The organism is Streptomyces sp. WG7 (assembly GCF_049975785.1).
Classification (GTDB): domain Bacteria; phylum Actinomycetota; class Actinomycetes; order Streptomycetales; family Streptomycetaceae; genus Streptomyces.
Genome location: NZ_JBNGGE010000047.1, coordinates 1 through 23,872, shown reverse-complemented (window position 1 = coordinate 23,872; position 23,872 = coordinate 1). Strand labels below are relative to the sequence as shown.

Below are 23,872 nucleotides of genomic sequence, written 5' to 3'. Positions count from 1 at the left end.
CACAGTGCTTCGGCGGCCTGGTGGGAAACACGGATCGCCAGACTGCCACGGGACCGTTCAACGGTCCTTGGCACGCATGCTCCTTGATGACATCACAGGCCGGCAGGCGGTGCCTTGCAGATGTGACGGGAGCATGCCGATGCCGGCCGTCCACATCTCGTGCACATCGGTAGAGGTCTCCGTCGCGCGCGTTGACGTGAACGACCTATGGCGTACGGGGCGGCTCGGTAGCCGTCGAGGCGGGGTCGACTCGCGCGCCCGGTCCGACCCTCGGTCACATGCCGGTGACTGACAGAGGGAGTACGTGTCCGGCTGTCTGGCTTCCCCGTCCGAGACGTGCCTGGCTGTTCTTGCCCGTCATCTCAGCTTTCCGCAAGCGTGACGTCAGGGCAGGAATACAGATCGGCCGCAGAGGCAACGAAGTTGTCGAACGTGTTTCCGCGGACCTTCGAGACCCGATCGTGATTGTCCGAAAGAGCGCTGGCGTACTCCCGGTTCCAGTGAGCGGCGAAGTACACGTCACCTTCAGCGCAGTGCAGAACGGCTTGGTCGACGGCGGCGATACCGTGGCTGTCGGGCAGCTTGCGGAAACCGTGGGTGTCCTGAAGGACTGCGTCGACCATGTTCTGGTCAGAGGTCGCCGTGAAGGAGACGGCGGCCCCGGCACTGCCGGCCAGGGTCAGATCACATGCCCACACGTCCTTCGTCCCCTTGCTGATCTGCTCCTGACCGGGTTCGGCGACACCGGTGAGCACGGCGTCGTCGGGCAAGGAGAAGCCCGGCAGTCCGCACACCTTACCGACGTCCGTTGTGCGCACACCATCGGGTGCGGCGAGCTCTGGTGACTTCTCCAGCGGCGGGGTGGCGCACCCGGCGTCCGCGGCAACTCTCTGGGCGGCGTGAGCCAGAAGGAGTGCCAGTCCTTCTGGGTCGGCCTGGCCCTTCGTCACGGTGGCTTCGACGGCGGACACGCCGTCGTCGTCGGGCGGGATGACGCGGGTTCCCCGTATGTTGCCCACCTTGTCCCAGCACGACTTCGGCAGGACGACGTACCCCCCGGTAGGAGTCACGGCTCCGGTCGTTTCGCCCTTGAAGTAGGAACGTGCGCCGGGGTTCTTCCACACATGAGTGGTGTACGGAAAGGGCCCGTCCTCGTTTGCGGTCGTCAAGGTGACTTGCTGGTCCGTGTTCCCGAGGAAGCGACTGGTGCGCTCGATTACGCACGTGAATTCCGGCTCGCCGGGGGAGCTTTGCAGGCGCCCTTCCGAGACCCGGCCCGAGGAATTCAGGGCACGCTGTGCGTCCCTGGACTCCACCCGTTGGTCGCAGAATGATGGCGACCCCAGCACATTCGTGTTCTGCCATATGTGCGTAGAAACAAGAGCGCTGACGGCAACCAGCGTTCCCGCAGTGATGAGCAGTGATTTCTTCCTACGTGGGCTGGGGGGCATGTGTGTATTTCCTTGTCTCGGGCCCGGACTCAGCGGGACCGCAGAGCTTCGTACGCGGTCTGCCGTCCGGAAACATAGCTCTGCTGGGCCTCGCCGGCGGCGTCCTCAGCGATCTCTGGGGCCAGGCTTCGCTCCGCGCCCCACCTGTCGAAGTAGCGGTCGATGTTGTCTTGCGCTACGTCGTTGCTCCGGTTCAACTCCTCCTTGGCCAAGGAACCCTCTTCTGCCTGTACTCCCGCCAGCCAGTTATTGAGAGAGACGTCCACCAGACGTTGGGACATGTCCCCTACTATCGGAATGTTGGTGATCATTCCGCCACCGATGTGGTAGCCGTAGAACCGTGTATCAGTTGCCTCGGAAATCTTGTCGTCGTGCACATCCATCTTTACGTCACCGCCGACGGCGTTAAGGGTGCCGGTGACTTCGCCATACTTGCGGGCCTCGTTCAAGGCGGCGGTGGCGTTCGGGAAATCCTTGTCCATCAGTTGCTCGGACATGTAACCCTGTTGCGCATGATAAATGCGCTCGAAGTTCTGGACATCGTCTGCTTCCGATACGCCACGCATCATGCGTATCAAGCTGCTGCGGCTGTTCTGAATCTGGGACTCGTCGCCATTCTCGTAGACGTCCGCCTTGCCGGCGCGACCGCCCGGGGCGTCTCCGTTGATGGTCTCCACAACATCCGGTGAGTAGTCGGCAAGTACCTGGGAGAGGGGGGAGCGCAAGGAGGCGTACTCGTCACCGGCCAGCAACTCGTCGGCCTTCCCGGTGCGTGGCTCCTTCTTGTCCTCGCCGAACGTGCCATCGGCGTGTCCGTAGTCCAGAAGGTTGACCGTGTCGTGCATGACACGGGCCTGCGCGGCCGTGTGGCGACCGAATTCGGTTCCTTCGGCACCCGCTACGTTGCCCGTGGCACCTGCCGCCAGGGCGAGCCCCAGTCCTGCTCGTACGTCCTGGTCGAAAGTGTCCTCACCCGTTACCTGGACCTTGCCCTGCCATCGAGTGGTGTCGACATGGTCCCAGTCCCGCTCCGTGAGCAGGTACGAGAGATTGTCGTTCTTTCCGTCGGGACCGGGATCGAGGTAACTGGTGGCCGTGCCGGGGTCCTTGGCCATGATGCCCAGCACGCCGTCGAGGGGATCGTTCGCGAACCAGCCGTCGTCCTTTCCGCTGAAGCGGCCACTGAGATCCCATACATCGGGGTCCCCGCCCTGCTTCTTGTCTTCGACAGCTCGGATGTCGGTGGCCAGGTCTTTGAGGAACTGCCCGGAGTATCCGTTCCCTTCTTGCATCAGAGTGACCAGGCTCTGGTAGCCACGTACTTGTTGGCCGTGTCCGACACCGACCGAAATCTTCTGAGAGGCGACGTCGAGATCGAATTTCTGGACACCGGCCCGCTGCATGTCGGTGCGGAACTTCTTGTAGAAAGCGGAGTCGGGGTTCTTCGTTGCCGTCGCCAGAGAGTTGGCCAATCCCTCCTGAAGATCGGCGAACGTCCCCTTGTTCTTTCCGCCGTGGCTGAGCGTGCTGAGCCGGTTGGTGAGCTCTATGGTCCCCGAAGCGCCCAGACCGTTGAGGAGGGTTTGAGTGAATTCTTTACTCTTGGCGTTGTCGCGGAAGGCGCGGTCGAGTTCGGCGAGTTCTGTGGCGGGGATCTTTTCGCCTCCCGCGAGCCGGGTGGCGATGTCCTCGGCGTTCTCGGCCTCGTACTTCTCGATGTCGCCCTTGGCCTGGCCGTTGAAGCCGTTGAACGTCCCGTCCTGGAGGTTCGAGTCGACGACGACGGCGGTGAAGGCGATCTCGACGCCCTTGTCGGCGTCGGTGGTGTCCTTGACGAGCTGGTCGATGCGGTCCTGCCAGGAGCGGACGCTCTTGCGGACGCTTTCCTGGAAGTCCGGGTCGTGGTGGTAGGCGTTGCGGGTGCCTTCGTCCAGGCGCTGTGTGTCGTAGGAGACCCGGCCTTGGTCGGACACCTTCATGCCGGCGTCGACGGCTTCCTGGCGGGCGGTTCTGAGTTTGCCGCGCAGGTCGGTGAACTGGGTGTGCGCGTCGCGCAGGAGGGAGGCGATGGCCTTCGCCTCGGTCTGGGCGCTCTGGTATTCCGTGAGAGTGATGTCGAAGCGGCGGTTGGCGGTGTCCGCGCTCAGCCCCTGCCAGGACGGGCCCATGGATATGCCGTGCACGTCCCGCTTGTAGGCCTTCTCCTGCTTGCTGAACTCCTTGGCCATGTCGTCCCAGCCGTCGGCCGCCGTGGTGAGCGTGGCCAGGTCGGTCGTCATGATCTCGTGGTACGTCGGCATGGGTTCCCCGTGGTGCGCGTTGCGTGAACGGTCGAAGGCGGCAGCGGACGGCTCAGAAACCGTCGAGGCTGGACGACTTGCGGATGCCCTGCCCGATGCCGAAGTCGGTGTTCTGGAACAGGATGTTGGTGCTGCGCAGGGCTTCCTTCTCGGATCCCAGGCGGTTCATCAGGTTCTGCACCTGCTCACCCCAGGTTTTGTGTGCCTTTTTCAACGCCGTCGAGGTGACCCACCCGTGGCCGTCCTTCGCGGCGAACGCCTTGACCGCGGCACCGGTCTCCTCGTCGGCCCGGTCGCCGGCCTTGCGGGTGTCGGGCTCGAGGTGCTCCTCGATGGCCCGCGCCGCGGCCTTCTTCTGCGCGGGGCTGGACGCCAGGTCCTTCGGGCCGCCGCCCACGGGCCCCGGCGAACCTCCCGGATCGGCCGGGTACTGATTCAGCCGCATACCGACCGACTGCCCGACCTCATCACCGTTCCCCTGCGGCTCATTCGCCACGTCTTCCGCCCCCGTCCACTCGATTGGCGTGTACCGGCCAGGCTAACAATCCGGCCGCTTCCAGCGGATCACCAGGGCGCCGCCTGCCGGCTTCCGCTCGTCACGGCGTACGTGCCGCCCGGCGACGGCCCGTACAGGGGAGGCATCAGCCCGCGTCGACCTCCTCACGGAACTCCTCCATGGTCATGACCTGGTCGGCCTTCGGAAGGACGATGTCGGCCTCCTTGCCGAAGTCGGCGTATATCGTGTGGCTTTTACGCCCGTCGCGCGTCGACTCCGTCTTCAGCAGACGAGCAGGTTCCTTTTCGCTGATGTAGTAGACGTCCGAAGTGGACCCCGACGCCGCCGTGACGGCCTGGGCCGGCACTCCCTCGATCTCGGTGTCCTTGTCGGGGGCGAAGGTGCCGGGCGGTACGGCGAAGTAGGCTTCGCACCCCTGCCCGCTCTCCGTGGTCACATAGGTGTCGTCGAGCCGGTCGGGAACGGTGATCCGTACGCCCTTGGACCCCAGGCTCCTGGCCAGCAGATCCGCACTCGTATAGGTGACGCCGTCCTTGCAGTACATGTCCCCCCCGATCCCGACGAGCTTGATGTGCAGGCCCTGGGAAGGGGTCCACCGGATCTCCTGCAGCCCTTCGTCGAAGGCGGTGGTCGTGCCGATGCCACTGAAGGGCGTCTTCCGCATGGTCTCGTTCACTTGCTCGATACGGGCGTCGGCGGAAGTCCCCCCGATCGCCGCACCGCTGGTCGCCGCGGGGGAGGGGGACGTGCTGTGTTCGGCCTCGTCCTTGTCGGAAGCGTGGCTGCAGGCCAGTACGGTCGTGGCGAGCAGTGCCGTGAGGACAGACGCACGCCGCGCTGCCCGGGCGCGCGTCGATGCCGTGTCCGTGCGTGACAGAGGGGTGTCGCTCATCGGTGGGAACACTTCCTTGAGTCGTCGTGCCTGGTCGTCACTGTTGCCTCTCCCGTGACGGAGGGCCCGGGCGGTGAACGTCGTACCGTCCTTCGGTCCCGTACGCGCACCGCCCCCGGCCGTCACAGCTCGTCCTCCGCCAAGAGCCCCGTCTGGACCAACGGCCGCCCCCGCCGCCGGGAGACGAACACACCACGTCCCGCGGGCATCGGCCGCGGCCGTACGCCGCCCAGGACGTCACCCTCGGCCGGGTCGCCCGCCAGGACGACACCCTGGGCGCCCAACTCCTTGATGCGCTGCATGAACGCCTCGTAGGAGGCACGGCTGGCGCCGGCGGTGGAGCGCGCGATGATGAAGCGCACGCCCACGTCGCGGGCGAACGGCAGCAGTTCCGTCATGCCACTGAGCGGGTTGCCGCTCGACGTGGCGACGAGGTCGAAGTCGTCGATGACCACGTACACCGTCGGCCCCTGCCACCAGCTGCGCTCCCGGAGCTGCTGGGCGGTCACGTCGGCGCTCGGGGTACGGCGCTTCATCAGGTCGGCCAGGGCCTCCATGTGGTGTTCCATGGCATTGGACATCGGGATGTACTCGGCGAGGTGGGTGTCCGGGGTGACGCCCAGCAGGGAGCGCCGGTTGTCCACGACGAACAGCTTGCACTCGTCACCGGAGTAGCGCGTCGTCAACTGCTTGATCAGCAGCCGGAGCAGGTTCGACTTGCCGGACTCGCTGTCGCCGAAAATGAGGAAGAACGGGTCCTGTTCGAAATCGACGAAGACGGGCTCCAGGTTGTCCTCGTCGAGCGCGAAGGCGATGCCACGCCTCGGGAATCGGTTGCCCGGGGGCAGTTGCTCCGCCGGGAGCTCGCGCGGCAGCAGCCGGACCTTCGGCGCGCCCGGCGCCTGCCAGTGCCGGGACACCTCGGACGCCAGCGCGGCGGTGGCCTCCGCCAGATCCGTGTCGGAGGTCAGGCCGTCGATGCGCGGCACCGCCCCCATGAAGTGCAGTTTCTGGGGTGCCAGGCCGCGGCCTGGCACCCCGGTCGGGACGTTCGCGGCCACCTTGCGGTCCAGCTCGGAGTCCATCGTGTCGCCGAGCCGCAGCTCCAGCCGGTTCAGCAGGTTGTCCTTGAGCGCGGACCGCACCTCCATCGAGCGTGAGGCGGAGAGCACCAGATGGACGCCGTAGCCGAGACCGCGGGCGGCGATGTCGAGGATCACCTGGTCGAGTGCCTCGTACTCGGTGCGGAAGTTGGCCCAGCCGTCGATCACCAGGAAGACGTCGCCCCAGGGCTGGTCGGTGACCGAGATGTCACCGCGGGCGCGCCGCGACCGGAACTCGGCGATGGAGGAGATGCCGGAGGACCGGAAGTACTCCTCGCGGCGGGTCAGGATGCCGTAGACCTCCGCGACCGTACGCCGCACCTTCTCCGGGTCCAGCCGTGAGGCGATGCCGCCGACGTGTGGCAGCCCGGCCACCGCGGCCATGCCTCCACCGCCGAAGTCGAGCCCGTAGATCTGCACTTCGTGGGGTGTGTGCGTGAGCGCGAAGGAGCTGATCAGCGAGCGCAGCAGTGTCGACTTGCCGGACTGCGGACCGCCGAGGACCTGCATGTGGCCCGCGGCTCCGGAGAAGTCCACCCACAGCGGGTCACGGCGCTGCTCGTACGGCTTGTCGACGATGCCGACGGGCACCACGAGCCGGCCGGCCCCCTCGTACCCGGGCTGGGTCAGGCCCCGGCCCTCCACGGCGGTGAGCCCGGGCAGCAGCGCGTCCAGCGACGGCGGGCTGTCCAGCGGCGGCAGCCACACCTGGTGGGCCGCCGGGCCCTGCGCCTCCAGCCGGCGCACGACGACATCCAGCACGGTGTCCGCCAGCGCGTCGTCCACCTCGCCGGCCCCGTCCGCCGAGCCCTCTCCCTGCCGGGGCACCGGCACGTACCGCACCGGCACCTGAGCCGCCGTGAACAGCACCGGCCGTCGGTCCAGTGGCAGCAGGCCGTCTCCGGTCCCGGCCCTGGGCGCGCCCGAACGGTGGACGCCGGAGACGTACGCCGCCTTGAAGCGGACCATCTCGTCGGTGCCGTACTTCAGGAAGCCGGACCCGGGTACGTTCGGCAGCTCGTAGGCGTCCGGCACGCCCAGCGCCGCCCGGGACTCGGCGGCGGAGAAGGTGCGCAGACCGATGCGGTACGAGAGGTACGTCTCCAGGCCGCGCAGCCGGCCCTCCTCCAGGCGCTGCGAGGCCAGCAGCAGATGCACGCCCAGCGACCGGCCGATACGGCCGATCTGCACGAACATGTCGATGAAGTCGGGCTTCGCGGTCAGTAGTTCACTGAACTCGTCGATGACCAGCAGCAGCGAGGGAATGGGCTGGAGCGGCGCGCCCGCCGCGCGGGCCTTCTCGTAGTCGTGGATGTTGGCGTAGTTGCCCGCGTCGCGCAGCATCTCCTGGCGGCGGTTGAGTTCGCCACGGATGGAGTCGCCCATGCGGTCGACGAGGGTGAGGTCGTCCGCCAGGTTGGTGATCACGGCCGCCACGTGCGGCATCTGTGCCATACCCGCGAAGGTCGCGCCGCCCTTGAAGTCCGCCAGGACGAAGTTCAGGGTCTCGGAGGAGTGGGTGACCGCGAGCCCCAGCACCAGCGTGCGCAGCAGTTCCGACTTGCCGGAACCCGTGGCACCCACGCACAGACCGTGCGGGCCCATGCCCTCCTGCGCCGCCTCCTTGATGTCGAGCATCACCGGTCGGCCGTCCTCACCGACACCGATCGGCACCCGCAGCCGTTCAGCCTGGGACCGAGGCCGCCAGGTGCGCCGGGTGTCGACGGACGCGGCGTCGCCCAGGTTCAGCAGGTCCGTGAACTCCAGGTTCGCCAGCAGCGGCTCGTCGTCGTCGCCGCCCGAAGCCATCCGCAGCGGCGCCAACTGCCGGGCCAGCGCCTCCATGGACTCGTACGACAGGACGTCGGGCGTTCCCTCGTAGACGACGCCGTGCGCCGACTCAAGGCGCAGTGAACGCGGCTGTACGAGAACGGAGAGGTCACCGTGCGCACCGGCCGGCTCGCCCTCGGCCAACTCGACGACCGTCACTCCCTGCAGGCCTTCGGGGTTCGCCAGCATGGAATCCGCACGGAGCGAGATGCCGTCGAGGACGACGACGATGTGCGGGGTCTCCGGCAGGGGCGCGGCGTTCGGATGGAAGCGGGGACGTCCGGTCAGCCGCGCCGCCAGGAGATCCTCGAGCTCACCGGCGTCGCCGCTGATCAGGCGGCGGGAGCCGGCGCCGTCCGCGACACCCGGCAGCTGCGCGTGCGGCAGCCACTTGGCCCACTCCCAGTGGTGTGCCGCCTCCCGGCTCGCCGCGACCGCGACGATCAGGTCCTCGGGGGAGTGCAGGGAGGCCAGCGAACCGGTCAGGGCACGGGCGGTGGAGCGTACGGAGTCCGGTTCCCCGCCGAGCGTGACGTGGTAGAAGGCGCGCAGGGAGACCGCCATCGGCAGGTCGTCCAAGGTGCTGTGGGTGTCGACGAAGCGCTGCATCGCGCCTGCCGTCAGCGGCTCCAGCTGGTCGACCGGTCCCGTCTCGGGAGCGATCAGCGGGGTGGCCAGTGACTGAGCACCGAGACCGATGCGGACCTGCGCGAAGTCCTCGTCACCCGGTCGCCGTTCCCATACTCGGCTGCCCTCGGCGACCAACGCCCACAGCTGCTCCGGGGAAGGATGCAGGTAGTACTGGGCGTCGCGCTGCGACTTCGCCGTCTCCAGGGTGGTCCGGCGGGTCTGCGAGAGATAACTCAGGTAGTCCCGGCGCAGGTCGGCGAGCTGACCCTGGGTGCCGCGACGGAAGCGGACCACCATCGCGATCGACATGGCGATCGTCGACGCGATCATCACCATGCCCATGATGCGCATGAACGGCTGCCCGCTGGTGAAGAAGAAGACCACCGAACCGCCCATGCCGAGCGTCGGCAGCAACTGCATCAGCACGCTTTCCTGCTGCCCCCGGGGCATCTCGGGGGGCGGCTGCACGACCACGTCGCCCGCGGGAACCCCCGGCGGCAGCGCTCTCGGCGGACGCTTCACGACGATCTGGCTCACTACTCACCAATCCCCTTGCCGGCCCGCCGGATTTCCGTCCGCCACCCCGTGTCAGGCGGACGAGGGCCGCCGCGCGATCCTACTGATCTCATCACACGCCGGTGGACGGTAGGGTGCCGGATGTTCGCGTGAGCACACGCGAATTGACCGGATGTATGGGGCATTCCGTGCGGTGTGGCGCGGTACGGCGGCTCAGGGGCCGGTCGTACGGCCTCCCATACGTTCCGGACGGCTCCGATCCGCGGTGAACACCGGGGAGAGGGGCGCAGGAACTTCACACCACGGACACAGTACTGAGGGGGAGCAGCAGGTGAGCATGACGGCCTCCACGGCGGCCGGTGACACGGGCGGACCGGGCCAGACAGCCCCTTCCGGGGCGTTGACGGGCCTCGGATTCTGCCGGGTCACCATCGTCGCGCCCGACAGCCGGATCGATGTGGCGCTGCCCGACGACGTACCGGTCGCCGACGTCTACCCCGAAATCCTCCGGCTCTCGCGCCAGACGGCAGCGGAGGGCGCCCCGGTCGGCTACCACCTCGTCCGCCGGGACGGCACCGTGCTGGACAGTTCCCGGTCCTTCACGGCGCAGCGCATCCTCGACGGCGAGCTCCTCACCCTCCGTCCCTTCTCCGAGTCGCTTCCGCCGGCCGTCTTCGATGACGTGTCCGAGGCCGTGGCCTCCGCGGTGACCCACGACCGCTCCCTGTGGCACGGCGACCTCACGCGCGCCGCGGGCCTCGCCGGCGGTGGCGTGCTGCCCGCCCTGCTCGCGTTCGTCGCCTGGAACGCCGACCCGAGGCACGACATGCACGGCCTGCCCGGCATTCTCGCGGGCATCGCCGGCGTCCTCCTCCTCGTCCTCGGCTGCGTCCGTGCCCGTGTCTACGACGACCGGGCCGCCGCCATCGCGCTGGGCCTGGGCGCGCTGCCCAACATGGGTGTGGCGGGCTCCGGCCTGCTGTCGCTCTCCGAGGGGCAGGGCATCGGCAAGCTCCAGTTCCTGCTCGCCTGCGCGGCCGTTCTGGTGGCCTCGGTGATCCTGACCCTGTGCTCCCCGCGTGGCGACGGCCCGTTCGTCGCCTTCGTCACCGCCTCCGCACTCGCCCTGATCGCCACTTTCGTGGCGCTTCTGAGGGACTGGACACCGGCCGAGATCGCCGCTCTGTGCGCCCCCGTCGCAGTCGGTGCCCTGGCCTTCCTGCCGGGGATGTCCATGCGCTTCGCACGGCTGCCCATCGGCTTCGAGGCACCCAACGCCACCTCGCGCAGCTACGGCACCGACCCCGAGCCCCACGAACCGGTCGACGCCGAGCGCATCGAGGCCCAGGCCCGCCGCGGCCATGAACTCCTCGTCGGCCTCGTCGGCGGCTGCTCGCTGCTCGCTCTCGGCTCCACCCTCGTGCTCGGGTTCTCCGACGGCCTCTGGGCGCAGCTGCTGGCCCTGGCCACCGGAATCGCCCTGCTCATGCGCGCGCAGCTGTTCCGCTACACCGCGCAGGTCTCCACCGTTGTGGCCGCGGGCCTCGGCTCGCTGGTCGCTCTCGGTCTCGGCCTGGCGATCAACGCGCCGGACGCCCTGGTCCATGACGCGCTGGCGGGGGACCGGACCGACCTGGACATCCGTACGGTCTGGCTGGTCGCGGCCATCGCGGTGGCCGCGGCGCTGATCACCGGCATCGGCCTGGTGGCCTCGCGCAGCGGACTCACGCCCTTCTGGGGCCGCTTCCTGGAGATCGCGGAGGGCTTCTTCCTCCTGACCCTGGTGCCCTTGGCCCTCGCCGTCTTCGACGTGTACGCGTCCGTGCGGTCGATGACCGGCTGATCGGGCTAACCAACCCGCGGCACCGCGACCTGCTGATCGGGCTCACCAACCCGCGGCACCGCGACCTGCTGATCGGGCTAACCGCCCCGCGGCACCGTGACCGGCCGGTCCACGTCCTGCCCAGCGGGGCGGCCGGTCGGTGCGGCCCGGCGCGACGGCCCCATTCGAACCGGCGGAAAGGCACCCGTAGTGAGTTTCGGTCCACCCCCTTCCATGCAGCCTGAGGCCAACCCATCGGCTCCGCCCGCACCGCGGGGCAAGGGCACCCCACGCAAAGTGCTGATGGGTGTGCTCGCGGTCGTCCTCGTGGCGGCTCTGGGCACGGGCGGCTGGCTGCTGTGGGGCGATGGAAGCGCGGACGATCACGGCTCCGACAAGGCGCGACCCACGCAGGCCCAAGGGCGGCTCGACGTCCGCGAAACAGTCGAGGAGCGGCCCGCGAGCACCCTCGGCGAGATGGCCTTCCGGTTCTCCCTGGACGACATGAAGCCCGGCGAGCACAACGAGATGCCAGGCATGTGGGCCACCGACAAGATCCTCGCGAAAGGCATCAAACGGACGGTCGCCGGCTTCCGCATCGGCACCGACGCCGACGTGGGCGACGAGGCGTGGAAGACCCGCCTGGGCGGCCCGATCTGCGGTTACACCCGCCACGTGACCGGTGACAACCGTACGGCCGTCCTCTTCCGGGAGAACGACCAGGAAGACGCCTACTGCAACCACGTCGCCTTCCTCGACCTCGACGACGGCCACCAGGTCTGGGCACACGACTTCCCCGTGTCCGCGGCGGGTCCCTCACAGGACACTCCGGACAGCGCCGACACCCAGGACCGGCCGAGCGTGACCCTGACCCACGGCACGGTCGTCGTGACCTGGGGCGGCGGCACCGTCGCCTACGACATGGACCGGGGAACGAAACGGTGGAACACCACGGTCGCGGGCCGCTGCCAGGACATGGGTGCCGCCGGCGGACGCGCACTCGTCATCCGTGAGCAGTGCCTGAGCGCCGACGAGACCCCGGTCGACGTGTACTGGCAGCGGAACACGTTCAAGGTGCGCGAGGTGGACCCCGCCACGGGGCGGCCGCTCTGGTCGTACTCGGCCCCCAAGGGGATCCGCACTCTCAGCGTGCCGTCCACGGACCCGGCCGTCGTCGCCGTGTCGTCCGGCGAGATCGGGCTCACCGAACTCATCTCCCTGGACGGCGAGGGAAAGCACCGGGCCACACTCAGCCTGGGCAACGACACCTACGTCGGCGAGTGCTTCGACGGCGACTACCTCGTCATCGACTACTGTCCGACCATCGCCGTCGGCGCGGGCCAGGCCTTCCTGCGCAGCGAGGACCAGCAGGAGAAGCAGATCTCCAACTGGGTCATCGGCTTCGACCTGGCGACCGGCAACACCACGACGAAGTTCGACTCCGGCCCCGGCTCACTGCTCTACCCCTTGCGGATGAGCGGCGACCAGCTCCTCGCCCTGCGCCTCAGCAACGACCACGTGGCGCCGAACGCGCTGGTCAGCCTGGACCCCGGTACGGGCAAGGAGACCCCGTACTTCTACTTCGACGTTCCGATCGAGGCCGGCACGCTCACGACTCCGGACGTCAACGACGTCGTCGTCCAGAACGGGCGGATCTTCTTCGGCGCCCGGGCCGCGACCGGGCCCGGCGCCGACGGGAACAAGTGGGTGTACCTCGTTCTGGGCATCGGCAGCGTGGCCGAGAAGCCCTGACGGGCCCCACTCCTGCCCGGCATCACTCCGAGCCGGACACGTCCCCCCGCTGCGCCGGCTCCAGGTCGAACTCGCCGTCCCGGGCGCCGAGCACGAAGGCCCGCCACTCCGCCTCCGTGTATCGGAGTACGGTGTCCGGGTCGAGCGACGACCTCATGGCCACGGCGCCGTCGGGGAGGTAGGCGATCTCGACCCGTTCCTCGTGCTCCTCGGTGCCGGGCGCGCTGTGCCATTCGACGCCGGAGATGTCGAGGGAGTAGAGCTCGTCCCTCTCCCGGTCCTTGCGCGCTCGGAGTTCCTTGTCCTCGGCGTCGGCCATCGCGGCTGCGGTCCTTCCTGCTGTCCCAACGAACTGTTCGGCTACCCTACTTGCTGCCGTTGTTCCAGGTCAGCGGTTCGCCGATGTGGGTGCCCGGCACGAGTGACGTCCCCGTCGACTTCTTGACACAGCGACCCCGCCGGGCCGCGACGGGGCCCGGGTGACGGGCAGGGGATTCGCAAGGATTCGCTGGAGATCGCCGGGCGAGCGGCGCACGGCTTCACGACAGGCCCGGAGTGCCCCCCTGGGCCGCGGAAAGGGCGCCCCGCCCAGGCTGGTACGCTGTGTGACGGCCGTATGTGTACGCGCCCCCGGAGCCAGGAGCCCTGGAGGTCGCGCCCAGCGGATCCTCGCCTTCCGAGTCACGGAAGACCCCCCGAGACGTAGACCGGGGGCACTCGGTGGGCACTCACGGACCAAGAGGAGTACGCGTGTCGCTCGACGCCGCAGTGAAGAAGCAGATCATCACCGAGTTCGGTACCAAGGAGGGCGACACCGGCTCCCCCGAGGTCCAGGTCGCTCTGCTGTCCCGTCGGATCTCCGACCTGACCGAGCACCTCAAGACCCACAAGCACGACCACCACTCCCGTCGTGGTCTGCTGATCCTGGTCGGCCAGCGCCGCCGGCTGCTGCAGTACCTCGCCAAGAAGGACATCCAGCGCTTCCGCGCGCTGGTCGAGCGCCTCGGCATCCGCCGCGGTGCGGCGGGCGCCAAGTAAGACGCCGTGAAGGGAGCGGTTCCCATCGTTCGGGGGCCGCTCCCTTTGCTGTACGTGCGCACTGTCGCCACCGCTTTGTAGTGTGGTAACAGAACACAAGACGCACGACGTACGACACAACGAACGAAACGAGGAGGAGCGTGCCTCGCCGCCGCCGGTCCTCGGTAGTGGCCCCCGGGTGCAGAACCCGGGTGCTTCGATCGAAGACCGGCCCGCATTGCACGGAGCGCTTCTCCGCCACCGTCCCCCCGCCACACGGGCGAGGAGGGACGAAAGACGACAAGCAACGGAGAAAACACTAGTGGAGAACGAGACCCACTACGCCGAAGCCGTGATCGACAACGGCGCGTTCGGCACCCGCACCATCCGCTTCGAGACGGGCCGCCTGGCCCGTCAGGCCGCCGGTTCCGCCGTGGCGTACCTGGACGACGACACCATGGTGCTGTCGGCCACCAGCGCCTCCAAGAACCCCAAGGACCAGCTCGACTTCTTCCCCCTCACGGTGGACGTCGAGGAGCGGATGTACGCCGCCGGCAAGATCCCCGGCAGCTTCTTCCGCCGTGAGGGCCGGCCGTCCGAGGACGCCGTCCTCACCTGCCGCCTGATCGACCGCCCGCTGCGCCCGTCCTTCAAGAAGGGCCTGCGCAACGAGATCCAGGTCGTCGCCACGATCATGGCCCTCAACCCCGACCACCTGTACGACGTCGTGGCGATCAACGCCGCCTCCGCGTCCACGCAGCTGGCCGGTCTGCCCTTCTCCGGTCCGATCGGCGGCGTCCGCGTCGCGCTGATCCGCGGCCAGTGGGTGGCCTTCCCGACGCACACCGAGCTCGAGGACGCCGTCTTCGACATGGTCGTCGCGGGCCGCGCCCTGGAGGACGGCGACGTCGCGATCATGATGGTCGAGGCCGAGGCCACCGAGAAGACCGTCAAGCTGGTCGAGGGCGGCGCCGAGGCGCCCACCGAGGAGGTCGTCGCCGCCGGTCTGGAGGCCGCGAAGCCCTTCATCAAGGTGCTGTGCCGCGCCCAGGCCGACCTCGCCGCGAAGGCCGCCAAGCCGACCGGCGAGTTCCCGATCTTCCTGGACTACCAGGACGACATCCTGGAGGCGCTCAGCGCCGCCGTCCGCCCCGAGCTCAGCCAGGCGCTCACCATCGCCGGCAAGCAGGAGCGCGAGGCCGAGCTGGACCGCGTCAAGGCGCTCGCCGCCGAGAAGCTCCTGCCGGAGTTCGAGGGCCGCGAGAAGGAGATCTCCGCCGCGTACCGCTCGCTGACCAAGTCCCTGGTCCGTGAGCGTGTCATCAAGGAGAAGAAGCGCATCGACGGCCGCGGTGTCACCGACATCCGCACCCTGGCCGCCGAGGTCGAGGCCATCCCGCGCGTCCACGGTTCCGCGCTGTTCGAGCGTGGCGAGACCCAGATCCTGGGCGTCACCACCCTCAACATGCTCCGCATGGAGCAGCAGCTGGACACCCTCTCGCCGGTGACCCGCAAGCGCTACATGCACAACTACAACTTCCCGCCGTACTCCGTCGGCGAGACCGGCCGCGTCGGCTCCCCGAAGCGCCGCGAGATCGGCCACGGCGCCCTCGCCGAGCGCGCCATCGTGCCGGTGCTGCCGACGCGCGAGGAGTTCCCGTACGCGATCCGTCAGGTGTCCGAGGCCCTCGGCTCCAACGGCTCGACGTCCATGGGCTCGGTCTGCGCCTCCACCATGTCGCTGCTGAACGCCGGTGTGCCGCTGAAGGCCCCCGTCGCCGGTATCGCCATGGGCCTGATCTCCCAGGAGATCAACGGCGAGACGCACTACGTCGCCCTCACCGACATCCTCGGTGCGGAGGACGCCTTCGGCGACATGGACTTCAAGGTCGCCGGCACCAAGGAGTTCGTGACCGCCCTCCAGCTCGACACCAAGCTGGACGGCATCCCCGCCTCCGTCCTGGCCGCCGCCCTCAAGCAGGCCCGTGACGCCCGCCTCCACATCCTCGACGTGATGATGGAAGCGATCGACACGCCGGACGAGATGTCCCCGAACGCGCCGCGGATCATCACCGTGAAGATCCCGGTCGACAAGATCGGCGAGGTCATCGGCCCCAAGGGCAAGATGATCAACCAGATCCAGGAGGACACGGGCGCCGACATCACGATCGAGGACGACGGCACCATCTACATCGGTGCCGCCCAGGGCTCGCAGGCCGAGGCCGCCCGCGCCACGATCAACGGCATCGCCAACCCGACCATGCCCGAGGTCGGCGAGCGCTACCTGGGCACGGTCGTCAAGACGACCACCTTCGGCGCGTTCGTCTCCCTGCTGCCCGGCAAGGACGGTCTGCTGCACATCTCGCAGATCCGCAAGCTGGCCGGCGGCAAGCGCGTGGAGAACGTCGAGGACGTCCTCGGTGTGGGCCAGAAGGTCCAGGTCGAGATCGCCGAGATCGACTCCCGCGGCAAGCTCTCCCTGATCCCCGTGATCGAGGGCGAAGAGGGCGACGACGAGAAGAAGGACGACACCGACCAGTGACGTCCCGTGGCTCCAAGGCGACGGCCCGCACCTCCTCGGAGGCGCGGGCCGTCGCCCGTACCCAAACCCTGATCAAGGGCGAGCACGGCATCGGTACGGTCCGCAAGACCACCCTCCCGGGCGGCCTGCGCATCGTCACCGAGACCCTGCCCTCGGTCCGCTCGGCGACCTTCGGCATCTGGGCGCACGTCGGCTCCCGCGACGAGACCCCGGCCCTGAACGGCGCCACCCACTACCTGGAGCACCTGCTCTTCAAGGGCACCCGGCGGCGCAGCGCCCTGGACATCTCCTCCGCCATCGACGCGGTCGGCGGCGAGATGAACGCGTTCACGGCGAAGGAGTACACGTGCTACTACGCACGCGTGCTCGACACCGACCTGCCGCTCGCCATCGACGTGGTCTGCGACATGCTCACCGGCTCGCTCATCCGCGAGGAGGACGTGGACGTCGAGCGCGGCGCGATCCTCGAAGAGATCGCGATGACCGAGGACGACGCCGGCGACTGCGTGCACGACCTGTTCGCGCACACCATGTTCGGCGACAACGCGCTGGGCCGTCCCGTCCTCGGCACGGTCGACACGGTCAACGCCCTCACCGCCGACCGCATCCGCCGCTTCTACAAGAAGCACTACGACCCCACGCACCTCGTGGTCGCCTGCGCCGGCAACGTGGACCACAACAAGGTCGTACGCCAGGTCCGTGCCGCCTTCGAGAAGGCCGGAGCCTTCAAGGAGCCGGTGGCGGCGCCCCTCGCCCCGCGCGACGGCCGGCGCACCCTGCGCACCGCCGGCCGCGTCGAGCTGGTCGGCCGCAAGACCGAGCAGGCCCACGTCATCCTCGGCATGCCGGGCCTCGCCCGCACCGACGAGCGCCGCTGGGCCATGGGCGTCCTCAACACCGCCCTCGGCGGCGGCATGTCCTCACGCCTCTTCCAGGAGGTCCGCGAGAAGCGCGGCCTGGCCTACAGCGTGTACTCGTACACCTCGGGCTTCGCCGACTGCGGCCTCTTCGGCGTCTACGCGGGCTGCAGGCCCTCCCAGGTGCACGACGTGCTGAGGATCTGCCGGGACGAGCTCGACCACGTCGCCGAGCACGGTCTGTCCGACGAGGAGATCGGCCGCGCGATCGGCCAGCTGCGGGGCTCCACGGTCCTCGGCCTGGAGGACACCGGCGCGCTGATGAACCGTATCGGCAAGAGCGAACTGTGCTGGGGCGAGCAGATGTCCGTCGACGACATGCTGGCCCGGATAGCCTCGGTCACGCCGGACGACGTCCGAGCGGTCGCCCGCGACGTCCTGGGACGGCGGCCCTCGCTGTCGGTCATCGGCCCGCTGAAGGACAAGCAGGCGTCCCGGCTGCACGACGCCGTCGCCTGACGGTCCCGTTTCGAGAAGGAAGCATGTGACATGAGCAAGCTGCGCGTGGCCGTCCTCGGCGCCAAGGGCCGGATCGGCTCCGAGGCGGTACGGGCGGTCGAGGCCGCCGAGGACATGGAGCTGGTCGCCGCCCTCGGCCGGGACGACAGCCTGGACACGCTGGCCGAGACCGGCGCCCAGGTCGCCGTCGAGCTGACCACCCCGTCCTCGGTGATGGACAACCTCGACTACTGCGTACGCCACGGCATCCACGCCGTCGTCGGCACCACCGGCTGGACCGACGAGCGTCTCGCGCAGCTGACCGGGTGGCTCGACAAGTCCCCGCGGACGGGCGTTCTCATCGCGCCGAACTTCTCCATCGGCGCCGTGCTGACCATGAAGTTCGCGCAGATCGCCGCCCCGTACTTCGAGTCCGTCGAGGTCGTCGAGCTGCACCACCCGAACAAGGTCGACGCCCCCAGCGGCACCGCCACCCGCACCGCCCAGCTGATCGCCGAGGCCCGGCAGAAGGCAGGCGCCGCCCCGGCGCCCGACGCCACTGCCACCGCCCTGGACGGCGCCCGCGGCGCGAACGTCGACGGTGTCCCGGTCCACGCGATCCGGCTGCGCGGCCTGCTGGCCCACCAGGAGGTCCTGCTGGGCGGCGAGGGCGAGACCCTCACCGTCCGGCACGACTCCCTGCACCACAGCAGCTTCATGCCGGGCATCCTGCTGGGCGCCCGCCGGGTGGTGGCCACCCCGGGCCTCACCTTCGGCCTGGAACACTTCCTGGACCTGAACTGAGGCCGGAACCGACACGCGAACCGAGTCCCTGACCCCCATGCGCGCGAAAATCTCCTACGTCATCACGGCCGCCGTCCTGGTCTTCTACTTCGTCCTGGTCGGCAGCCGCGGCGTCATGCTCATCGACACCGGCACACCCCTCACCGTCACCTTCGGCGTCGCGGTGCTGATCCTGCCGGTGATCGGCGTGTGGTTCCTCTGGAAGAACACCCAGTTCGTCCGCAAGGCCAACCAGCTCGCCGCCGAACTCGACGCCGAGGGCGGACTGCCCGTCGACGAACTCAAGCGCACCCCCAGCGGTCGCGTCGACCGGGACTCGGCCGACGAGGTCTTCGCCCTGCGCAAGGCCGAGGCGGAGGACGCCCCCGGCGTCCGTCCTCGGCGCTCAGCCCCGCCGGTACTCGCCGGCCCACGCCTCCACGGCGTCGGCCGCACGGTCGAAGGCGTCCTCCCGGGCGAGGAAGTCGGCGTTGTGCGTGGTCAGCAGCGGAGGCGCGGTCTCCGCGGACTGGCCCTGCCGGACGAGGAGCAGCGCCTGTCCCTGCACCGTGCGCGGCAGCCCGAGCCAGCGCACCGGCTGCTGCACCGTGCGCACGCCGGCGACCTGCTGCCAGGCCACCGTGCGCGTGCTGAGGAAACTCACGTGACGCACCCCGTGGGCGCTCACCCACGCGCCCATGCGGAGCAGCCGCAGGGCGCAGGCGATCACGGCCATCGCGACGCCGAACACCACACCGGCGGAGGACAGCGAGTCCGTCGCCGCGATGATGATCGCCGAGAACAGTACGAACGAGGCGAGCAGCAGCATCAGTGCCGCCACCCCCACGCGCCACGGGCCCGGCCGGTACGGCCGGCGCCAGAGGTCACGGTCGTCGTACGGCAGCGCGACGTCGTCGGCTGCGTCGAAGGCGCGGTCGGCCGTCAGGAAGGACAGGGGCACGGCTGGTCCTCACTCGTTCCATGGCGTGTGCTGTGCCCGGTGAGGCTACCGACCTGTGTCCCCGGTCACCACCATCGGGGGTCCGGATGGCGTCGGAGATGACCCGACGACGCCCTCAGCGCCGGTCGGACGCCTGCGACGGCTGTTTGTGCGGGTCGGGCTGGTCGGCCGACAACGCGGGCATCCCGATCACCAGGGAGCCCACTATTCCGGCGACGACGGTGAGACCGAGCAGCCAGCGCCCGGCCAGCTGGCCGAAGGACGCCCGCTCACGCGGCGGGGGTGTGACATTGCTGCGGAACCTGTCGGCTTCGGCGACGAAGGCGAACGGCACGGGTTCACGCCGGCGGATCATGGAGGCTGCGTCTCCCTTCAGGGATGAATGCTTTGCTGTTACTCATACAGACGAACGAACAGCCCCTCGGGTGCCCTGTTTCACCGATTTCATCGCGGCACGGCACCGAACGCCCCGTTCGCCGGGCCGTAGAGTGGCCTCGCCAAGCGACAAGATGGGAAGGCCCTGCACCCGTGACCGACACCCCCGCCGACGATTTCAAGATCGACCTCCGCAGTGACGTCACCGTAGAGCTGGTCAAGAGCAGCGCGACCGACTCCGACGTCCTGTTCGCCGCCCGTGTGTCCACCGTCGGGGAGCAGTCCCTGGACGAGCTGAAGAAGGACCCGGAGCGCTCGAAGGGCCTGATCAACTACCTCATGCGGGACCGGCACGGCAGCCCGTTCGAGCACAACTCGATGACCTTCTTCATCAGCGCCCCGATCTTCGTCTTCCGCGAGTTCATGCGGCACCGCGTCGGCTGGTCCTACAACGAGGAGTCGGGCCGCTACCGGGAGCTCCAGCCGGTCTTCTACGTGCCGGGCGAGGACCGCAAGCTGGTCCAGCAGGGCCGCCCGGGCAAGTACGTCTTCGTTGAGGGCACCGCCGAACAGCACGGCCTGGTGAGCCGGTCGATGGAGGACTCCTACCGCCAGGCCTACCGGACGTACCAGGAGATGCTCGCCGCCGGCGTCGCCCGCGAGGTGGCCCGAGCGGTGCTCCCCGTCGGCCTGTACTCGTCGATGTACGCCACCTGCAACGCCCGCTCGATGATGCACTTCCTCGGCCTGCGCACCCAGCACGAACTGGCCAAGGTCCCGTCCTTCCCGCAGCGGGAGATCGAGATGGTCGGCGAGAAGATGGAAGAGGAATGGGCCCGCCTCATGCCGCTCACCTACGCGGCCTTCAACGCGAACGGCCGGGTGGCTCCGTAGCCGATCCGGCCTGCCCGACGGCACAGATGTGCGCATCAGCCGCGCGAAGTGTCCGTATTGCGGCGTTTGGAGAAGTTCATCTAGCCTGATCAGAGGGACCCGGCACTGCTTGAACCCCCGAGCAGGCAGTGCCGGGCTCCACCTCCCGTCCGACCTGCCGCCTCCCCCGAGGGCAGACCCCGCCCTGAGCAACGAGTAGCGTGTAACCCATGGCTCCGACCTCGACTCCGCAGACCCCCTTCGGGCGGGTCCTCACCGCCATGGTCACGCCCTTCACGGCGGACGGCGCACTCGACCTCGACGGCGCGCAGCGGCTCGCCGCCCACCTGGTGGACGCAGGCAACGACGGCCTGATCGTCAACGGCACCACCGGCGAGTCCCCCACCACCAGCGACGCGGAGAAAGCGGACCTCGTACGAGCCGTCCTGGAGGCCGTCGGCGACCGGGCACACGTCGTCGCCGGAGTCGGCACGAACAACACCCAGCACAGCATCGAGCTGGCCCGCACCGCCGAACGCACCGGCGTACACGGCCTCCTCCTCGTCACGCCGTACTACAACAAGCCCCCGCAGGAGGGCCTGTACCAGCACTTCACGGCCATCGCCGACGCCGCCGGACTGCCGGTCATGCTCTACGACATCCCCGGCCGCAGCGGCGTCCCGATCAACACCGAGACGCTGGTCCGCCTCGCGGAGCACCCGCGGATCGTCGCGAACAAGGACGCCAAGGGCGACCTCGGCCGCGCGAGCTGGGCCATCGCCCGCTCCGGCCTCGCCTGGTACTCCGGCGACGACATGCTGAACCTGCCGCTGCTCTCCGTGGGCGCGGTCGGCTTCGTCTCGGTCGTCGGCCACGTCGCCACCCCCGAACTGCGCTCCATGGTGGACGCGCACGTCGCGGGTGACGTGCAGAAGGCACTGGAGATCCACCAGAAGCTGCTCCCGGTCTACACCGGCATGTTCCGCACCCAGGGCGTCATGACCACCAAGGCCGCACTCGCCCTCCTGGGGCTGCCCGCCGGACCGCTGCGCGCGCCCATGGTCGGCCTCACGCCCGAGGAAACCGAGCAGCTCAAGATCGATCTTGCCGCGGGCGGGGTACAGCTCTGACAACAGACTTCGCACGACCGCACCACCGCACGATCCGCACGACCGGACTTCACAACTGAATACGCGGGCCACCGGTGCCCGCACCACCCCATACGACAACTGCTTCTGCACGAACGTCATGCGCGCCACGTGCCCACCGGTACGTGGCGCGTGTGGTGAGGAGAGTCTTTTGAGTCATCCGCATCCTGAACTGGGCCGTCCCCCGGCGCTCCCCAAGGGTGGCCTGCGGGTCACGCCCCTTGGCGGCCTCGGCGAGATCGGCCGCAACATGACGGTCTTCGAGTACGGCGGCCGTCTGCTGATCGTCGACTGCGGAGTGCTCTTCCCCGAGGAGGAGCAGCCCGGAATCGACCTGATCCTGCCGGACTTCTCGTCCATCCGGGACCGCCTCGACGACATCGAGGGCATCGTCCTCACCCACGGCCACGAGGACCACATCGGCGGCGTCCCCTTCCTCCTCCGCGAGAAGCCGGACATCCCGCTGATCGGCTCGAAGCTGACCCTCGCGCTCATCGAGGCCAAGCTCCAGGAGCACCGCATCCGTCCGTACACCCTCGAGGTGGCGGAGGGGCACCGCGAGCGCGTCGGCCCGTTCGACTGCGAGTTCGTCGCGGTCAACCACTCCATCCCGGACGCCCTGGCCGTCGCCATCCGCACCCCCGCGGGCATGGTCGTCCACACCGGCGACTTCAAGATGGACCAGCTTCCGCTGGACGGCCGCCTCACGGACCTGCACGCCTTCGCGCGGCTGAGCGAGGAGGGCATCGACCTCCTCCTCTCCGACTCGACGAACGCCGAGGTTCCCGGGTTCGTCCCGCCCGAGCGCGACATCTCCAACGTCCTGCGCCAGGTCTTCGCCGGCGCCCGCAAGCGGATCATCGTGGCGAGCTTCGCCAGCCACGTCCACCGCATCCAGCAGATCCTGGACGCGGCGCACGAGTACGGCCGCAGGGTCGCCTTCGTCGGCCGCTCCATGGTCCGCAACATGGGCATCGCCCGGGACCTCGGCTACCTGAAGGTTCCGCCGGGCCTGGTCGTGGACGTCAAGACACTCGACGACCTGCCGGACAGCGAAGTCGTCCTGGTCTGTACGGGCTCCCAGGGCGAACCGATGGCCGCCCTGTCCCGCATGGCCAACCGCGACCACCAGATCCGCATCGTCAACGGCGACACGGTGATCCTGGCCTCGTCCCTCATCCCGGGCAACGAGAACGCGGTGTACCGCGTGATCAACGGCCTGACCCGCTGGGGCGCCAACGTCGTCCACAAGGGCAACGCCAAGGTCCACGTCTCGGGCCACGCCTCGGCCGGCGAGCTGCTGTACTTCTACAACATCTGCCGGCCCAGGAACCTGATGCCGGTCCACGGCGAATGGCGCCACCTGCGTGCCAACGCCGAACTGGGCGCCCTCACCGGTGTCCCGCACGACCGCATCGTCATCGCCGAGGACGGCGTCGTCGTCGACCTCGTCGAGGGGAAGGCGAAGATCTCCGGCAAGGTGCAGGCGGGATACGTCTACGTCGACGGCCTCTCGGTCGGTGACGTGGGCGAGCCGGCCCTCAAGGACCGCAAGATCCTCGGCGACGAGGGCATCATCTCGGTCTTCGTGGTCATCGACTCGTCCACCGGCAAGATCACCGGAGGTCCGCACGTCCAGGCCCGGGGCTCGGGCATCGAGGACTCGGCCTTCGCCGCGGTGCTCCCCAGGGTCACGGAAGTACTGGAACGCTCGGCCCAGGACGGAGTCGTCGAGCCGCACCAGCTCCAGCAGCTGGTGCGGCGGACCCTCGGCAAATGGGTGTCGGACACCTACCGTCGCCGGCCGATGATCCTCCCTGTCGTCGTGGAGGTCTGACGGCCCGTCGGGCCTTCGGCAGCGCCAACCTGGAGCGGGGGGGGGGGGGGGGGGGGGGAAACCCCCCCCCCCCCCCCCAAAAAAAAAAAAAAAAAAAAAAGAACCCAAAAAGAAAAAAAAAAAAAAACCCCCCACACCCCCCCCGGGGGAAGGGAGGGGGGGGGGCCC

General features: G+C 68.8%; 17 protein-coding genes and 1 pseudogene. 10 read left to right on the top strand and 8 right to left on the bottom strand.

All coding sequences use genetic code 11. The features are described from left to right. Positions 1-362 precede the first annotated feature (362 nt). The 5 genes from ACP4J0_RS31590 to eccCa form a co-directional block, all read right to left on the bottom strand. Positions 363-1,451, bottom strand: coding sequence for a hypothetical protein (locus ACP4J0_RS31590; protein ID WP_426602145.1), 1,089 nt, complete (start codon positions 1,449-1,451; stop codon positions 363-365). A gap of 29 nt (positions 1,452-1,480) precedes the next feature. Further along, positions 1,481-3,730 (bottom strand): DUF6571 family protein, encoded by a 2,250-nt coding sequence (locus ACP4J0_RS31585; RefSeq protein ID WP_426602144.1) that lies wholly within the window; start codon positions 3,728-3,730, stop codon positions 1,481-1,483. A gap of 73 nt (positions 3,731-3,803) precedes the next feature. Then, the gene (locus ACP4J0_RS31580) at positions 3,804-4,196 is read right to left on the bottom strand and encodes a hypothetical protein (protein WP_426602143.1); all 393 of its coding nucleotides are present in this window, start codon (positions 4,194-4,196) and stop codon (positions 3,804-3,806) included. Between the two features lie 196 nt (positions 4,197-4,392). After that, the gene (locus ACP4J0_RS31575) at positions 4,393-5,160 is read right to left on the bottom strand and encodes a hypothetical protein (protein WP_426602142.1); all 768 of its coding nucleotides are present in this window, start codon (positions 5,158-5,160) and stop codon (positions 4,393-4,395) included. A gap of 122 nt (positions 5,161-5,282) precedes the next feature. After that, positions 5,283-9,260 (bottom strand): type VII secretion protein EccCa, encoded by a 3,978-nt coding sequence (gene eccCa, locus ACP4J0_RS31570; protein ID WP_426602141.1) that lies wholly within the window; start codon positions 9,258-9,260, stop codon positions 5,283-5,285. A gap of 316 nt (positions 9,261-9,576) precedes the next feature. Here eccCa and eccD point away from each other — a divergent pair, with 316 nt between their 5' ends. Together eccD and ACP4J0_RS31560 are read left to right on the top strand one after the other, a co-directional pair. After that, the gene (eccD, locus tag ACP4J0_RS31565) at positions 9,577-11,082 is read left to right on the top strand and encodes a type VII secretion integral membrane protein EccD (protein WP_426602169.1); all 1,506 of its coding nucleotides are present in this window, start codon (positions 9,577-9,579) and stop codon (positions 11,080-11,082) included. Positions 11,083-11,364: 282 nt separating this feature from the next. Further along, positions 11,365-12,813, top strand: coding sequence for a PQQ-binding-like beta-propeller repeat protein (locus tag ACP4J0_RS31560; RefSeq protein ID WP_426602140.1), 1,449 nt, complete (start codon positions 11,365-11,367; stop codon positions 12,811-12,813). Between the two features lie 22 nt (positions 12,814-12,835). Here ACP4J0_RS31560 and ACP4J0_RS31555 read toward each other — a convergent pair whose 3' ends face one another. Next, on the bottom strand, positions 12,836-13,132 hold the full coding sequence (locus tag ACP4J0_RS31555) for a DUF397 domain-containing protein (protein WP_426602139.1): 297 nt from the start codon (positions 13,130-13,132) through the stop codon (positions 12,836-12,838). A gap of 431 nt (positions 13,133-13,563) precedes the next feature. Between ACP4J0_RS31555 and rpsO the strand changes: the two genes are divergently transcribed. The 5 genes and pseudogenes from rpsO to ACP4J0_RS31530 all read left to right on the top strand — a co-directional run. Further along, positions 13,564-13,851 (top strand): 30S ribosomal protein S15, encoded by a 288-nt coding sequence (gene rpsO / locus ACP4J0_RS31550; protein WP_019330982.1) that lies wholly within the window; start codon positions 13,564-13,566, stop codon positions 13,849-13,851. A 301-nt stretch (positions 13,852-14,152) separates the two neighbouring features. Beyond that, positions 14,153-16,372, top strand: coding sequence for a polyribonucleotide nucleotidyltransferase (locus tag ACP4J0_RS31545; protein WP_426602138.1), 2,220 nt, complete (start codon positions 14,153-14,155; stop codon positions 16,370-16,372). Beyond that, the gene (locus ACP4J0_RS31540; protein ID WP_426602137.1) at positions 16,369-17,748 is read left to right on the top strand and encodes a M16 family metallopeptidase; all 1,380 of its coding nucleotides are present in this window, start codon (positions 16,369-16,371) and stop codon (positions 17,746-17,748) included. Before ACP4J0_RS31545 ends, ACP4J0_RS31540 begins: the two co-directional genes overlap by 4 nt. A gap of 30 nt (positions 17,749-17,778) precedes the next feature. Further along, positions 17,779-18,531 carry a 4-hydroxy-tetrahydrodipicolinate reductase gene (dapB, locus tag ACP4J0_RS31535; protein WP_426602136.1) on the top strand — a complete coding sequence of 251 codons (753 nt, stop codon included), beginning with the start codon at positions 17,779-17,781 and terminating at the stop codon, positions 18,529-18,531. Between the two features lie 37 nt (positions 18,532-18,568). Beyond that, a pseudogene (locus ACP4J0_RS31530) lies at positions 18,569-18,898 on the top strand (hypothetical protein); the annotation flags it as partial. An 18-nt stretch (positions 18,899-18,916) separates the two neighbouring features. Here ACP4J0_RS31530 and ACP4J0_RS31525 read toward each other — a convergent pair. Together ACP4J0_RS31525 and ACP4J0_RS31520 are read right to left on the bottom strand one after the other, a co-directional pair. Further along, on the bottom strand, positions 18,917-19,471 hold the full coding sequence (locus tag ACP4J0_RS31525) for a hypothetical protein (RefSeq protein ID WP_426602135.1): 555 nt from the start codon (positions 19,469-19,471) through the stop codon (positions 18,917-18,919). Positions 19,472-19,586: 115 nt separating this feature from the next. Further along, the gene (locus ACP4J0_RS31520; RefSeq protein ID WP_426602134.1) at positions 19,587-19,826 is read right to left on the bottom strand and encodes a hypothetical protein; all 240 of its coding nucleotides are present in this window, start codon (positions 19,824-19,826) and stop codon (positions 19,587-19,589) included. 173 nt (positions 19,827-19,999) lie between these two features. Between ACP4J0_RS31520 and thyX the strand changes: the two genes are divergently transcribed. The 3 genes from thyX (at position 20,000) to ACP4J0_RS31505 (ending at position 23,704) form a co-directional block, all read left to right on the top strand. Next, the gene (thyX, locus tag ACP4J0_RS31515; protein ID WP_426602133.1) at positions 20,000-20,740 is read left to right on the top strand and encodes an FAD-dependent thymidylate synthase; all 741 of its coding nucleotides are present in this window, start codon (positions 20,000-20,002) and stop codon (positions 20,738-20,740) included. 209 nt (positions 20,741-20,949) lie between these two features. Continuing rightward, a complete protein-coding gene (dapA, locus tag ACP4J0_RS31510) occupies positions 20,950-21,849 on the top strand; it encodes a 4-hydroxy-tetrahydrodipicolinate synthase (protein WP_426602132.1) in 900 nt (299 codons plus the stop codon). Positions 21,850-22,018: 169 nt separating this feature from the next. After that, positions 22,019-23,704 carry a ribonuclease J gene (locus tag ACP4J0_RS31505; RefSeq protein ID WP_426525379.1) on the top strand — a complete coding sequence of 562 codons (1,686 nt, stop codon included), beginning with the start codon at positions 22,019-22,021 and terminating at the stop codon, positions 23,702-23,704. Positions 23,705-23,872: the final 168 nt, after the last annotated feature.

Coding starts and splice junctions, on each gene's coding strand:
- ACP4J0_RS31590 (WP_426602145.1), bottom strand. CDS start 1,451: ATGCCCCCCAGCCCACGTAGGAAGAAATCACTGCTCATCACTGCGGGA.
- ACP4J0_RS31585 (WP_426602144.1), bottom strand. CDS start 3,730: ATGACGACCGACCTGGCCACGCTCACCACGGCGGCCGACGGCTGGGAC.
- ACP4J0_RS31580 (WP_426602143.1), bottom strand. CDS start 4,196: ATGCGGCTGAATCAGTACCCGGCCGATCCGGGAGGTTCGCCGGGGCCC.
- ACP4J0_RS31575 (WP_426602142.1), bottom strand. CDS start 5,160: ATGAGCGACACCCCTCTGTCACGCACGGACACGGCATCGACGCGCGCC.
- eccD (WP_426602169.1), top strand. CDS start 9,577: ATGACGGCCTCCACGGCGGCCGGTGACACGGGCGGACCGGGCCAGACA.
- ACP4J0_RS31560 (WP_426602140.1), top strand. CDS start 11,365: ATGGGTGTGCTCGCGGTCGTCCTCGTGGCGGCTCTGGGCACGGGCGGC.
- ACP4J0_RS31555 (WP_426602139.1), bottom strand. CDS start 13,132: ATGGCCGACGCCGAGGACAAGGAACTCCGAGCGCGCAAGGACCGGGAG.
- dapB (WP_426602136.1), top strand. CDS start 17,779: ATGAGCAAGCTGCGCGTGGCCGTCCTCGGCGCCAAGGGCCGGATCGGC.
- ACP4J0_RS31520 (WP_426602134.1), bottom strand. CDS start 19,826: ATGATCCGCCGGCGTGAACCCGTGCCGTTCGCCTTCGTCGCCGAAGCC.
- dapA (WP_426602132.1), top strand. CDS start 20,950: ATGGCTCCGACCTCGACTCCGCAGACCCCCTTCGGGCGGGTCCTCACC.